General features: G+C 38.6%; 13 protein-coding genes. 9 read left to right on the top strand and 4 right to left on the bottom strand.

Annotation, left to right across the window (positions count from 1 at the left end; genetic code table 11):
• Positions 1-23: 23 nt before the first annotated feature.
• A complete protein-coding gene (gene abc-f, locus MHI34_RS00065; protein WP_342504010.1) occupies positions 24-1,823 on the top strand; it encodes an ABC-F type ribosomal protection protein in 1,800 nt (599 codons plus the stop codon).
• A complete protein-coding gene (locus MHI34_RS00060; protein WP_342504009.1) occupies positions 1,816-2,607 on the top strand; it encodes a GNAT family N-acetyltransferase in 792 nt (263 codons plus the stop codon). The genes abc-f and MHI34_RS00060 overlap by 8 nt, the downstream gene beginning before the upstream one ends.
• Before the next feature lie 61 nt (positions 2,608-2,668).
• Here the strand turns inward: MHI34_RS00060 and MHI34_RS00055 are convergent, their stop codons facing one another.
• Positions 2,669-4,231, bottom strand: a complete 1,563-nt coding sequence (locus tag MHI34_RS00055) for a bifunctional UDP-sugar hydrolase/5'-nucleotidase (RefSeq protein WP_342504008.1) — start codon at positions 4,229-4,231, stop codon at positions 2,669-2,671.
• Between the two features lie 182 nt (positions 4,232-4,413).
• Between MHI34_RS00055 and MHI34_RS00050 the strand changes: the two genes are divergently transcribed.
• The 5 genes from MHI34_RS00050 (at position 4,414) to MHI34_RS00030 (ending at position 8,893) form a co-directional block, all read left to right on the top strand.
• Positions 4,414-5,487 carry a PhnD/SsuA/transferrin family substrate-binding protein gene (locus MHI34_RS00050; RefSeq protein ID WP_342504007.1) on the top strand — a complete coding sequence of 358 codons (1,074 nt, stop codon included), beginning with the start codon at positions 4,414-4,416 and terminating at the stop codon, positions 5,485-5,487.
• Between the two features lie 106 nt (positions 5,488-5,593).
• Positions 5,594-6,397, top strand: coding sequence for a phosphonate ABC transporter ATP-binding protein (gene phnC, locus MHI34_RS00045; protein WP_340810308.1), 804 nt, complete (start codon positions 5,594-5,596; stop codon positions 6,395-6,397).
• Positions 6,354-7,169 carry a phosphonate ABC transporter, permease protein PhnE gene (phnE, locus tag MHI34_RS00040; RefSeq protein ID WP_342504006.1) on the top strand — a complete coding sequence of 272 codons (816 nt, stop codon included), beginning with the start codon at positions 6,354-6,356 and terminating at the stop codon, positions 7,167-7,169. The genes phnC and phnE (MHI34_RS00040) overlap by 44 nt, the downstream gene beginning before the upstream one ends.
• A gap of 10 nt (positions 7,170-7,179) precedes the next feature.
• Positions 7,180-7,986: a phosphonate ABC transporter, permease protein PhnE gene (phnE, locus tag MHI34_RS00035; protein WP_089933285.1), complete on the top strand. Its 807-nt coding sequence runs from the start codon at positions 7,180-7,182 to the stop codon at positions 7,984-7,986.
• Positions 7,987-8,158: 172 nt separating this feature from the next.
• Complete coding sequence (locus tag MHI34_RS00030; protein ID WP_036126981.1) at positions 8,159-8,893, top strand: hypothetical protein; 735 nt, start codon at positions 8,159-8,161, stop codon at positions 8,891-8,893.
• Between the two features lie 161 nt (positions 8,894-9,054).
• On the opposite strand, the gene MHI34_RS00025 is transcribed toward MHI34_RS00030, so the two are convergent.
• Together MHI34_RS00025 and MHI34_RS00020 are read right to left on the bottom strand one after the other, a co-directional pair.
• A complete protein-coding gene (locus MHI34_RS00025; RefSeq protein WP_036126979.1) occupies positions 9,055-9,426 on the bottom strand; it encodes a hypothetical protein in 372 nt (123 codons plus the stop codon).
• A gap of 109 nt (positions 9,427-9,535) precedes the next feature.
• Positions 9,536-9,763, bottom strand: coding sequence for a hypothetical protein (locus MHI34_RS00020; RefSeq protein WP_058844283.1), 228 nt, complete (start codon positions 9,761-9,763; stop codon positions 9,536-9,538).
• Between the two features lie 211 nt (positions 9,764-9,974).
• Between MHI34_RS00020 and MHI34_RS00015 the strand changes: the two genes are divergently transcribed.
• Positions 9,975-10,505 carry a hypothetical protein gene (locus MHI34_RS00015; RefSeq protein WP_082673732.1) on the top strand — a complete coding sequence of 177 codons (531 nt, stop codon included), beginning with the start codon at positions 9,975-9,977 and terminating at the stop codon, positions 10,503-10,505.
• A 15-nt stretch (positions 10,506-10,520) separates the two neighbouring features.
• The gene (locus MHI34_RS00010) at positions 10,521-12,074 is read left to right on the top strand and encodes a flotillin family protein (protein ID WP_058844285.1); all 1,554 of its coding nucleotides are present in this window, start codon (positions 10,521-10,523) and stop codon (positions 12,072-12,074) included.
• A 501-nt stretch (positions 12,075-12,575) separates the two neighbouring features.
• Here MHI34_RS00010 and MHI34_RS00005 read toward each other — a convergent pair.
• Complete coding sequence (locus tag MHI34_RS00005; RefSeq protein WP_342504005.1) at positions 12,576-13,457, bottom strand: tyrosine-type recombinase/integrase; 882 nt, start codon at positions 13,455-13,457, stop codon at positions 12,576-12,578.
• Between the last annotated feature and the right edge of the window lie 65 nt (positions 13,458-13,522).

Genomic DNA, 13,522 nt, shown 5'->3' with positions numbered 1-13,522 from the left:
ACGTTTCATTGGAGGAAAAAACGATGCAAATGAAAGCTGAACAACTACAAAAAATTATGGGTGGCAATATAGTATTCGAAAATTTACAGCTAGAGGTAAATAGTGGCGAGCATGTGGCGATTGTCGGTGTGAACGGCAGTGGTAAAACGACTCTCCTACAGCTACTTGCAGGTGTAGAAATACCTGAAAAGGGGCGAATTATTAAAAGTAAGGAAGCAACGATTGGCTATTTACATCAAATTCCCCACTATCCACAACATGCTGTGAAAGAAGTGCTGGAGGAGGCATTTTCGGATATTTATGCAATGAAAGCAAGAATGACAGCACTTGAGCAAGAAATGCAGTCAACGGTAACGGATAAAATATTATTGCAATACGGGCGAGTGCAGGAGCAGTTTATGTTGCTGGGGGGCTATGAAGTAGACACCCAGTTAGCCATGATCGCAAATGGACTAGGTATTACGGATATGCTAGAACAACCGTTTCACAGTTTAAGTGGCGGAGAAAAAACAAAGGTAATGCTTGGGCAAATTTTATTGAAAAAGCCTTCTATTTTGTTATTAGATGAACCAACGAACCATCTTGATATGCAGGCAATTGAGTGGCTTGAAAACTATGTACGAAACTTTGAGGGCATTGTCATTGTCGTCTCTCATGACCGGCATTTTATGAATCAAGTAGCGCAAAAGATTATCGAAATTGAGGATGGAGAGGCTTTTACGTATAACGGCGATTATGATGCTTTTATAGCACAAAAAGAAGCAAAGGTTGAACAACAGTTTGCAAATTATGAAGAGCAACAAAAGAAAATTAAAAAAATGCAAGAAACGATTAAACGTTTAAAGCAGTGGGCGAATGAAGCGAACCCGCCAAATGCGTCTATGCATAGACGTGCTAAGAGTATGGAAAAAGCACTGGCACGTATCGAGCGAGTAAAGAAGCCAATCACCAAAAAGAAAATGAATTTAGCGCTAACAATGGCTGAGCGTAGTGGCAAAGAGGTAGTGCTATTAGAAGGGGTTCATCATGGATATGATAAACCTTTATTGAAGGACAGCAACCTCGCTGTTTATTTTGGGGAAAGGTTGGCGATTGTTGGGAACAACGGTAGTGGAAAGTCAACGTTATTAAAAATGATGCTAGGGGAAATCGTTCCAAAGCGTGGAATCTGTTATGTTGGTAGCAATGTGAAATTTGGCTATCTCTCACAGCAATTTGAACATCAAAATCCTTCTATCCGATTAATTGATGCCTTTCGTGAAAATGTTGCAGTGTCAGAGGCTGAAGCCCGGCATATTCTCGCACGATTTTTATTCTATGGCTATGATGTCTTTAAAAAAGTGAAGGACTTAAGTGGTGGAGAAAAAATGCGTCTACGTTTGGCACAACTAATGCATGAGGATATTAATGTACTAATCCTAGATGAACCGACCAACCATTTAGATATTGAAGCAAGAGAAGTTTTGGAAGAGACACTAGAATCCTTTGAAGGCACAATCATCGGTGTGTCCCATGACCGCTATTTCTTACAGAAAATTTTCGCGAAAACAGCATGGATAGATAATCAAACAATTCAGGTTTTTGAGGGAGATTATGAGTGGGCTAAACAAAAAAGACAGGAATTCACAAAGAAAACGATTGAAAAACAACCAGCAAATAAAACACAGCCACCTAAAAAAGAACTACTGATTGAACAACAAATTGAAAAATTAGAGATAAAACTACAACAACCATCGCTTGCTAAAGAACAACGGCAGAAGCTTGAAATACAATTAGAACATTTATATGAAAGATGGTTAGAGGGGGGCGCAGAGCATGTTTAATTTAGAACGCATTATGCAGCTTGATATAGAGTATGTGAAGAGTTTCAGTGAAGTGGAGGTTTCTAAGGAGGGGCCCTTATTTTACAATCAGGCTATCCCAACCTATTATGATGCAAATCATGCACAGATTTGGAGAAAGATTGAACAGCCAGATGCGTTTTTACAAGCTATCAAAGCGTTTTATCAATCAAAATCTCTGATTCCACGAATTTATTTATATAATCTTGAAGAAAACCATTTATGTATAGAGGCATTAGAGAAGCATGGCTTTCAATATGAGCATTTTGTCAACGAAATTCAGTACTGGAACGGTGAATATGCGATACTTCCACCTAATCCTGCCATTCAAATTGAGCGTGTAACGGATGCAAATATGGAGGAAGCATTAGCAGTAGAAATGAGCATTGCTGCATTTGGAGAGCCTTCATTAATAAAAAAGGCATTTGAGCAAACCTATCATTCGTCACATTTTACGTATTATCTATTAAGGCTAGATGGGGTGGCGTGCTGCTCGGCAAATATTTTTGTGTCAGGAAATCAAGGAAGGATCGAAAGTGTTGCAACAACTGAAAACTATCGTGGTCGAGGTTTAATCGGTTATATGCTGCAACATATCCAACAGCAGTCAGTGAAACAGGCATTAGAGGATCTTTGGATATTACCGATTAGTGAACAGGTTGCCAACGTCTATGACAAGGCAAATTTTAAATCGGTGGGCTCCATTGCATCAATTCATGCGTTTACTGAGGGGAAGAGCATTCAAGACATTCGCCAACAGGCTTAAATAGATACACATAAAGATTGCCAAATTCCTGTAGTGCTTACAAGGAATTTGGCATTTTTATTTAGAACTGTACTTGCCAATTTTGATTACAAGTTACTTTGATGAAGGGATGCTTTAAAATATAATCAGCCATTATTTCGGTCATATCAATTTGTATTTCTTTTACAATGGGGCAATTTCTTAAAAAGTCAAAATTCCCTGCTCCTGTAGCACGATAGCTGCTCATTACAACATCAAATTCCGCATCCATTTGGATAGCCTTGCCATTGTACAAAAGTTTCGTCACACGTTCACCAATCGGTTTGGATATGTCAAAGATGTATTCAATACCCTCCCACATATCGTAATTATAGGGCTGTGCCTTAGGATAAAGAAATGGCTCTGCCACTTTTAATTGTCCTGCCTCGACCGTAAAATAACTAGCAGATTGTTCAAGGGCCAGCAAGATGTCCTGTCCGGTTAATCGAAGTACCTTTAATGTATTGGCATAGATGTAGTTTGTAACAATATCACGCATGGTGACAGCTTGCTTTAAGCCACCTCGTTCATCATGGAAAAGAGCCGTACAAGAAATAGAAGTTCCGGATGTCGCCATTTGAATGCGATTGATAAACTCTATATAAGGATGCTCTTGAATGCGTGCTAGAAACGGATCTTCGATTTGTAAATCTCCTTGGATCACACCAATCGTTTCATCTAACCAGGCTTCGGTTTTTTCAAATATAGGAGAGATAAGCTGACAAACAGCTGCATTAGGTATTGTATTTTCAGCGCTATAAATAAGAGATGGTGTATGAGAAATCGTTTGGATCGTATGCTGGTCATCCATCTCGATTTCGAGTTGAATGCTACCGAGACAAACTCCTTTAGTACCAGGTTGAACAACGGATTTTCCCATAATAGTTGTGCAAATCTCACGATGTTGATGACCAGAAATAATAATGTCGACTTCATCAATTTCTGCGCACATGCGGTACCCTTGATTTTCACCATCCTCTGCTTCAAGCAATTCTCCCGTTTCAAGATTTCGCTCAAATCCCCCGTGATAGCAAAGAATGAGAATATCAATTTGTTCATTAGCACGAATCCATTTTGCCCAGTAGCTAGCACTCGAAAAGGCATCCTCAAAGTGAAGGCCTTGGATATGGAGCGGTTCTTCCCATTTTGTTACAAAATGCGTGGTCACACCTAAAATAGCCAATCGAACACCATCTACTTCTTTTAGTATATAAGGCTTCGTAAATGGCTTGCCACCCTCTGTCACGATATTTGCTCCTAGCCATGGAAAATTGGATTGGCTCCTAATAGATTGTAACGTCTCTTGACCATAATTAAATTCGTGATTGCCGAATACCATGGCATCATATTGAAGCTCATTGGCAACTTGAATCAATGGATTCGGTTCTTGTGCTTGGAATTTCTGGTGATAAAAAGTCATCGGACTTCCCTGAATAAAGTCACCATTATCAATTAAGAGGGTAGGCATTTCAAGCCGTTTTTCCTCAATGATGGTTGCTAGCTTTGCTAAGCCAATTGCTTCATTATGATTGTTTCGGAAAGTAGTTGGCATAATATAGCCGTGAATATCGCTAGTTGCAAGTATTTGTATGGTTTTTATCGTCATAAGTGATCCTCCGATTAGTAGTATATCCACAGTATATAAAGTAATAGCCAGGAAAGTAGCGTATTTACAATATCAAAATACTATTTTACGAATTAGATACATAGATTTACTCTCTTTTAACACTAGGAAAATATTTACTGTATATACTGAGGAAGCATTTCAAAAATGGGGAGGATAACACTTTGAAGAAATTATTACTTTTGACGTTAATGTGCATGCTTTCTGTGTTCTTAATGGCATGTGGAAATGAAGTTACTAGTACATCAAGTGCTGATAAAACTGTAGAGACGTCTACTGGGGCAAGTGGCAATGAATCAGTAGACAAATTAACGATTGGCTTTGTGCCTTCACGTAATCCAGATGAAATTATTACGGCAACAGAACCTTTAAAGGGGTTGCTGAAGGACGAGCTTGCAAAATTAGGCTTTGATGTAGGTGAGATCGATATTACAGTAGGAACAAATTTTGAAGCAGTGGGTGAAGCCTTATCTGCAGGTACGACCGATATTGGCTTAATTCCTGGGGGAACTTATGTGCTCTATGATGATGGCGCAGAAGTCATTTTAACAGCTACACGTGCAGGCTTAAATAATGACTCTGATCATCCAATTGATTGGAATAAAAACAAGCCAACTGCTCCGACAACAACACAGACCACTTCTTATAGAGCCATTTTGGTGGCAGGGCCATCTGAAAAAGGGAAAGCATTAGCAGCGAAAGTCAATAACGGTGAAAAATTAACGTTTGAAGATTTAAATGATGCTACTTGGAACGTCATGTCCTCTTCTTCACCAGCGGGCTATATTTATCCAACATTATGGTTACATGAGAATTTTGATAAAACAATTCCTGACTTAACGAAGGTTGTTCAGGCGGATTCTTATGGGAGTGCCTTTGCCCGTTTAGCAGCAGGTCAAACGGATGTTTTGGTCACATATGCAGATGCACGTCGCGATTATGAAGAAAGCTGGCAAGGCGAATTTGCCCGCTCTGCTTCCATTTGGGAGGAGACAGATTTGATTGGTGTTATGCCCGCTATTTATAATGACACGATTAGTGTGAGTAAAAACTCAAAGGTTATGACAGCAGAGTTGAAAGAGGCAGTTCAACAGGCATTCATAAATATTGGCAACACTGACAAAGGGAAAGAAGTGATTGCTATCTATAGCCATGAAGGCTATCAGGCTGCAAAGGACAGTGACTATGACAATGAGCGTAAAGCACAGAAATTAGTGCAAAATCTAGGTTCGAACTAAAGTCAGTCTTGAAGGTGAAGAATCTGTGGCTTGCGGTTATCCCGCAGAAAGCAGATTCTTCTTTCATTCATTCGGTGAGATTCTTTTTTAGAAATGGAGCGGTACAATGATTGAGTTTAAGGAAGTAGAAAAACGTTATCCAAATGGTTATCTTGCCTTACAGCAAATTAATCTTCAAATTGAGCAAGGTGAATTTGTGGCTATCATCGGTTTATCGGGTGCAGGAAAATCAACACTGTTGCGCTGTATTAATAAAATGCATGATATTACGGGGGGAACATTGCATGTTAATGATGTGAATGTGCATCGACTCAAGGGCAAGGGTATTCGCCATCTACGCCGTAATATTGGCATGATTTTTCAATCCTTTAACCTTGTTACTCGTGTATCAGTTTTGCAAAATGTGTTGGTTTCCTTTGTACCGACTATGCCTGTCTGGCGAAAAATTTTAGGCATTTTTACGAAAGAGGAAAAGCGTAAAGCATTAATGGCACTTGATCAGGTTGGTATTTTAGATAAGGCCTATGTACGTGTCGATCAGTTATCGGGTGGACAGCAACAGCGTGTTGCCTTAGCTCGTACGCTTGCTCAAAATCCTCAAATCATTTTAGCTGACGAGCCTGTTGCATCGTTAGACCCTGTAACAGCAAAGCAAGTTATGGAGGATTTTAAACGGATTAACCAAGAGCTAAGCATGACCATTTTGATTAACATTCATCATGTTGATTTGGCATTAGCTTACGCAACACGTGTTATTGGTGTACGTGGTGGTGAAATTGTCTTTGATGGACAAGCCGATGAAATCAACGAGGAAACGCTTGCGTTCATCTATCACAATACGAATCAGGAAAGAGGCGTAACGAACCATGCGATGGAAGCTGCTATCACCGAAAAAAATAGTATTGCCTAATGGCAAAGAAGTGCTGGAAAAACGGTCATTCAAGCCAATCGTGTGGCTTATTCTATTCGTATTAACTGTGCTTGCCATTCGTATTACAGGCTTTAGCTTAGAAATTTTAGTGAACCGAATTCAACAATTTTTTGTCATCCTACAACAGATGATTCCACCGAATTGGGCCTACTTATCAAAGCTATGGCAGCCGCTCTTCGATACGATTAAAATGTCGTTATTTGGCTCTATAGCGGGGGCTATATGTGCCTTACCAATAGCCATCCTTTCAGCGACCAATATAACCAAGCATAGAGGAATTGCGCTGGTAAGTAAGTTTATTTTAAGCCTACTTCGAACTTTACCGACACTGATTATTGCACTTATTGCGACATTTATTTTTGGGCTTGGAACGATGGCTGGCACAGTAGCCATTTTCCTATTTACCATTGCATATGTTGGAAAGCTATTATATGAGCAAATAGAAAACGCTAATATGGAAGCCTACGAGGCCATGCAGTCGATGGGGCTAACGACCATTCAATCCTTTCATTTTGCCATCCTGCCACAAATCCTTCCTAACTACTTGTCGACATCATTGTTTTGCTTTGAAGGGAATGTTCGTTATGCGTCTATTTTAGGGTACGTCGGTGCAGGGGGAATCGGCCTGCTGCTCAATGAAAGTTTAGGCTGGAGAAGCTACGAGAATGTGGGCATGATTCTTTTAATGCTTGTTGGTACTATTTTTATCATTGAAACAACGAGTGAATATTTCCGTAAAAAATTAATGTAGAGGTGATGTTATGAATGCAATCGAAAAACAATTACAGTTACAACCAAATCGACGCATGACATACATCATGATAATTGTGATCGTTTGTCTTTTATTTATTTGGTCTATAACAACGATTCATTTTGAGAATATATCAGTGAATGGGATAAAAATCGTTAAAAATATATTTGTAGGATTGCTGAATCCCGATTGGTCATTATTAGTCAATACGACAACAGCAGGTGTACCTTATTTATTAATCGAAACGATGGCCATAGCATTTCTTGGGACCATTGTCGGCGCATTGCTAGCCATCCCTTTAGCCTTTTTGTCGGCTTCTAACATTGTGCCAAAGCCTATTGCTTTTGTTGTCCGTTTACTGTTAATAATCATTCGTACGATTCCTGCCATTGTCTATGGTCTTATGTTCATCAGAGTGACAGGCCCTGGTCCATTTGCTGGTGTACTGACGATGTCATTAACTTCTATCGGAATGCTGTCAAAGCTCTATGTTGATGTTATTGAGGACTTAGATAAAAGTATTCTAGAGTCAATGGAGGCAATTGGTTGTACGTTGCTGGAAAAAATACGTTACGGTATTTGGCCACAGCTAACAGCATTATTTTTATCCATTGTGATCTATCGTTTTGATATGAATTTACGAGATGCAACCGTACTCGGCTTAGTTGGAGCAGGTGGAATCGGTGCGCCATTAATTTTTGCGATGAACGCATATAAATGGTCTGAGGTAGGGTCCATTTTATTGGGACTTGTCCTGCTTATTTTACTCGTGGAGTATGTTTCGAATCGCATACGTACGAAGCTTGTCAAAGGGTAAGTATGAATTGATGAAAACTAGTAAAATCCTGAATAGTATCGACTATTCAGGGTTTTTCATTTATTGTTAAAAAGAAGGATTTTCAATTATTAAAAGTTTTTTACTTGAAAAAATGTCGTATTCGATTTATTGTCTTTAGAGATACTTGTTTAATGGACTTGGAGGATATAAAATGCACGGAATTTATATACGCTATAATGTCTCAGAAGAAACCCAAGCAGCACAATGGCCCAAAAAAATGGATGCATTTGCGTATGTTCAACGAGGAAAACCACAACAAGACAATGTTAGCTTGCTGTCAAAAGAAGAGCTGAAAAACCATGCCATTCGCTATATTAAAAGCTTAAAAGACAATGCAAGTGTACATTTAGTAGAGCAACGCAACGGCGAAATTGAACATTTTGATCGACGTTATATGGAATCATTAAAGTTAAAAGAAAGCATCGATTCACAACTTATTAATCTAGAAGAAATTCGTTTATTATTACAATTAATGAATGTCTTGAATTTATCGCATGCATTTGGGGAAAATGCTGGAAAGCTATTGCGTCAAATTACCCCTTATGCAAAAGATGTGGAGCATCCAACATTCCAAACAACACGTGTTGAGCGCCATTTCTATTCGGAATTAATTGAACAAATTGAAATGGTCTATGCCCGAATTATGCGTCAACACAACCCATCAACGACTGAAATGCAGCAATCAGAAAAGCTCTGGACAACAGTCTGTGAGCAAGCAATAGAAAAGGTAGAAGCCCGCATTGAACGTTTATCTTCTATCAAATTAAAGCATGAGAAAAATTTACTAGAGTTTAATCACTTAAAACAGCAAAATATCGAGGCGAAGGAACGCTTAGATCTAGCTGTGAATGAACTGGATGAAATTTTAAATGTCCTAGAATCATAAGAAAGCATGTCTACCGATTGGAGTGCCAGTCGATAGACATGCTTTTTATGTTGTAGACGGATAGAAACGCCAAAGTGACGGATAGAACCTTTGATATGAAGGATAGAAATGAGAAAATGATGGATTAAGCCATAGAAGTGACGGATAGCACCACTCTTGCTTTACTTTTCCTCATTTTGATCGCGTTTGGTTTGGCGTGAAATACGCAGTAAATCAAGTACAAGCAATACGACAATGATATAGAAAAGAGGGCTAGTAAACGATAAACCGATTTGCGACTGGCCACCAAGCAATGTTAAAACAATCCATAAACCAACTGTATACAGCGTCAAACCAATATAGGCTTTTTTGGACAATTTTTTATATCTACCTTTATCGATAGCTAGCTGTATGATAACTAACACGACTAATAGAAGAAGAATGATTTTTTTAGTTAAGACTGCTGCAATCGTTGTGTCAGGGAAAAAATCATTCACGAATAATAATGTGAAAAATACTAGAATTAAAAAATTTAAGATCGTTGAAAGTTTCATGCCATATCTCCTTAGTTGCCAAAATTCTTTTCTATTGTAACATGGTTCAGTTAGAGAGAAATGAAATTATGATATATTGAAGCGAAAATTATGTATGGGGTAGGAAATATTAATTTTTATTGAAAGAATCATGATATCTTTTTAGCATTGTCGCAAATTGCTCACGTGTTAAGAAATTTTGAGGATGAGTGCCATCTGTAATACCTTTATTTCTTAACCACTCCCACGCAGCATTATGCATGTTTGAGGCTTTTCGAGCAGGGACAATAGCTTGCTTTGTTTTTAAAGCCTCCTCAAGCTCTTTTATTTTACTGAGTAATTCTGTATATTGTGACATTGTTAGTTCTCCTTTATTAGCTAAGATAGTATTTTGGACAACTTTAAGAGCTCTTAAAAAATTGTCCATGCAGGCGATTCTTACTTTTACTGCCCTGAATTTAAAGAAACTGGTGACTTGCTCCATTTTTGTTTGAAAAATGCGAAAAATTTCGAAACTTTTCCAGGGGTTTATCCGTATAGTAGGTAATATGATGAAAGGGGTGAGCAACTTGACGCTATTTGGCTATTCACTCGAACAAATCTTTTTGGTTGTTTTGATTTTTGCTGGTCTTGCCACAATACTCGTTATGTTTTTTGGTGATGCTGTCGAAGGTATTGGTGAAGGACTGCCCATTTTTAATCCGAGTGTCATTCTATCTTTCATTACGTTGATGTCAGCAGCAGGATTTATTTTAGAAAAACTAGCCTGGTTCTCTAGCGTTTGGAACATTATTGCTGCATGTATCATAGGCGTTATTTTAAGTACTTTGTTTTATTTATTCGTCCTTGTTCCGCTGCGATCAGCTGATGTTTCATTGGCTTATACGGAGGAATCACTAGGGGGGCAATTGGGAAAAGTCATTGTACCAATTCCTGTAAATGGTTTTGGTGAGGTTGTTATCGAAACGACAAGTGGTATGATTTCGAAACGGGCAACAGGCTATGATAATGAAGCCATTGACTATGATGAGACCGTGCTTGTTGTAGATGTGAAGGATGGTACACTTTTTGTCAGAACGTATGAGAAAAAATTTGTATAAAGGAGAGATCTATCTATGTCAACCGATATTTTAATTGTTTTAGGAATTGTAGCGTTTGTATTAATCGCCCTAGTCGGCTTATATGTGACAAAGTATCGTACGGCGGGTCCTGATGAAGCACTGATTGTGACAGGTAGCTATCTCGGCTCAAAAAATGTACATAAAGATGAGTCGGGGAATCGCATTAAAATAATTCGTGGGGGCGGTACATTTGTATTCCCTATTTTCCAGCAAGCACAGCCATTAAGTTTACTATCTAGTAAACTAGAGGTAACAACGCCTGAAGTTTATACAGAACAAGGTGTACCTGTTATGGCTGATGGTACAGCCATTATTAAAATTGGCGGCTCCATTTCTGAAATTGCAACAGCAGCAGAGCAGTTTTTAGGAAAGCAAAAAACGGAGCGTGAAGCGGAAGCACGCGAGGTTTTAGAAGGCCATTTACGTTCAATTTTAGGCTCCATGACGGTGGAGGAGATTTACAAAAACCGTGATAAATTCTCACAGGAAGTTCAACGTGTTGCTTCTCAGGATTTAGCTAAGATGGGTCTTGTGATCGTATCCTTCACGATCAAAGATGTACGAGATAAAAATGGCTATTTAGATTCACTTGGTAAACCAAGAATTGCACAGGTAAAACGAGATGCAGATATTGCGACGGCAGATGCAGAGAAAGAAACGCGTATCAAACGTGCAGAAGCCTCTAAGGAAGCACAAAAGGCAGAGCTAGAACGTGCGACAGAAATTGCGGAAGCGGAAAAGGAAAATCAATTAAAGGTAGCTGAGTTCCGTCGTGAGCAGGATATTGCAAAAGCCCGTGCTGACCAAGCCTATGAGCTTGAAACAGCTCGTGCTAAGCAGGAAGTGACGGAGCAAGAAATGCAAATTCGCATTATTGAGCGTCAAAAGCAAATTGAATTAGAAGAAAAAGAGATTTTACGTCGTGAGAAGCAATATGACTCTGAAGTGAAGAAAAAGGCTGATGCGGATCGTTATGCAGTGGAACAAAATGCCGCTGCCGAAAAAATGCGAGAGCTTGCGCAGGCTGATGCGGAAAAATATCGGATTGAATCGTTAGCGAAAGCAGAGGCGGAGAAAATTCGTTTGGATGGTCTTGCTAAAGCAGATGCCGAAAGAGCGCAAGGTGAGACAGAAGCAGATATTATTCGACTACGAGGTCTTGCAGAAGCTGAGGCTAAACGTAAAATTGCCGAAGCCTTTGAATACTATGGTCAAGCAGCTGTGCTGGATATGGTAGTGCGTATGATGCCAGAATATGCAAAAGAGCTTGCGAGTCCTCTTGGTAATATCGATAAAATTACAGTGGTCGATACTGGTGGTGGCGAAGGCAGTGGAGCAAATAAGGTTACGTCTTATGCAACTAATTTAATGTCTACACTACAAGAAACATTAAAAGAAACTTCTGGTATCGATGTGAAGGAACTGATCGAAAGCTATGCTGGTAAGCACACTTTGCGTCCAGAATTAGAGCAAATTGCCCTAGGTTTGGAAAAAAAGCAAGCACCTGTTGAAGCAGTAGAAACAAAAGAAACTGTAGAACAATCCTAATAAAAATATATTTACCCAAAGAAAAATGGCATTTCCAATTGTGATAGGTTCCCTATTAGGTAGACAGATTAAAAAATAAAATCTGTTTATCTAATGGGGATTTTTTTATGACAAAATATTCTTTCACTGAAGAAACAGTTAGCCATTATATCATTCTAGCAGGAGGAGCATTACACATTAAATGAAGTAGCAAAAAATTTAGATGTACACCAAGATACAAAAAAGATTGGCAAAATAATGATCTTTATTTTGAAGAAGGGGTCTGAGCAATTAAACCAATAGAAACCTACTCTAAAGAAATAACATTGAGACAAATATTTCGTTTTACAACAATGAATGCTACCAAGAAAATTTAATAGAATTTAAGGATCAACACTCATAAAGAATTTTTTATTTTCACTGTCTACTTGACTGGGAGCACCACACCCACATTTTTATGCAAAAAAGCCCAATCCTTTCAAATTGCGCTAATTACGTTTCATATTTAGTTTTACATAGTTGTCACATTATTTTTTTCTGAGGAAACCCGTAATTTTTTTGCCAGTTCGGGATGATTTTCAGCTTTGCCAACTGCTTTTGTTTCGTTTCGGCACTGGTTTTCAAATAACGTCTTGTGGTGTCAATGCTTTTATGTCCTAAAATATCCGCTAAATCCGACAGTGGATTGCCACAGTCTAAAAAGCTTCGGGCGAAGTAGTGCCGCAGATTGTGGGGGAAAACCATTGCTGGATCAACTCCGCATTTCTCTGCTACTTCTTTCATTGCACGTGCAATATAGGAACGGCTTATAGGGCTGCCTTTACTGCCCGTAAAAACAATACCGCTTTTCACATTTTTTTCCTTGCAATATAAGGATAAATGACCTTGTAAATCCTTATGTATGACAATCGTGCGTACAGTTCCTTTATTGTTAATAAGAACCTTACCGCTCTTGATAGCCTCAACGGTGATAAACTGCAGTTCCCCTATGCGTATTCCTGTGTAGGCAAGCGTTAGCATAATCATCGCAGTTTTCGTCTTTTTATTCGTGAAGGCGCTTTCAATCAACTTGTCAAATTCCTTTTGGGTAAGCTCATGTTGAGCGGTGGTCTGTTCTTGAATTCTCAGAGCCTTCAGGGTGAAATCATCCATCTCCATAAATTTTAAAAATTTATTGACCGCCGCAATGCTGCGGTTGACGCTTGAAGGTTTCAGCCTTATTTCCATTGATTTTTTATACTCTATTAAATATTCCTTTTGCAGTTTCCCATCTTTTCCCTCTAAAAAATCAATCAATTTCAAAATATCTTTTTGATAGCTTCTGATACTATTTTTTGCGTATTCATTGTATGTTAAATGTTTAATGAATTTAGGCAAACCACCCTTTAGCTTGTTTAATAACATAAAAATAATATACTCCTTTTTGACTTTGACAAGAGTATATCAGCAAGTATTACAATTTACAACAT

The sequence above is a fragment of the Lysinibacillus sp. FSL L8-0126 genome (genome assembly GCF_038630385.1).
In the GTDB taxonomy this organism is placed as follows: Bacteria; Bacillota; Bacilli; order Bacillales_A; family Planococcaceae; genus Lysinibacillus; species Lysinibacillus fusiformis_D.
Note: the sequence above shows the minus strand (reverse complement) of the source record. Positions and strands in the feature narration are given on the sequence as shown.

Coding starts and splice junctions, on each gene's coding strand:
- abc-f (WP_342504010.1), top strand. CDS start 24: ATGCAAATGAAAGCTGAACAACTACAAAAAATTATGGGTGGCAATATA.
- MHI34_RS00060 (WP_342504009.1), top strand. CDS start 1,816: ATGTTTAATTTAGAACGCATTATGCAGCTTGATATAGAGTATGTGAAG.
- MHI34_RS00055 (WP_342504008.1), bottom strand. CDS start 4,231: ATGACGATAAAAACCATACAAATACTTGCAACTAGCGATATTCACGGC.
- phnC (WP_340810308.1), top strand. CDS start 5,594: ATGATTGAGTTTAAGGAAGTAGAAAAACGTTATCCAAATGGTTATCTT.
- phnE (WP_342504006.1), top strand. CDS start 6,354: ATGCGATGGAAGCTGCTATCACCGAAAAAAATAGTATTGCCTAATGGC.
- phnE (WP_089933285.1), top strand. CDS start 7,180: ATGAATGCAATCGAAAAACAATTACAGTTACAACCAAATCGACGCATG.
- MHI34_RS00030 (WP_036126981.1), top strand. CDS start 8,159: ATGCACGGAATTTATATACGCTATAATGTCTCAGAAGAAACCCAAGCA.
- MHI34_RS00025 (WP_036126979.1), bottom strand. CDS start 9,426: ATGAAACTTTCAACGATCTTAAATTTTTTAATTCTAGTATTTTTCACA.
- MHI34_RS00020 (WP_058844283.1), bottom strand. CDS start 9,763: ATGTCACAATATACAGAATTACTCAGTAAAATAAAAGAGCTTGAGGAG.
- MHI34_RS00010 (WP_058844285.1), top strand. CDS start 10,521: ATGTCAACCGATATTTTAATTGTTTTAGGAATTGTAGCGTTTGTATTA.
- MHI34_RS00005 (WP_342504005.1), bottom strand. CDS start 13,457: ATGTTATTAAACAAGCTAAAGGGTGGTTTGCCTAAATTCATTAAACAT.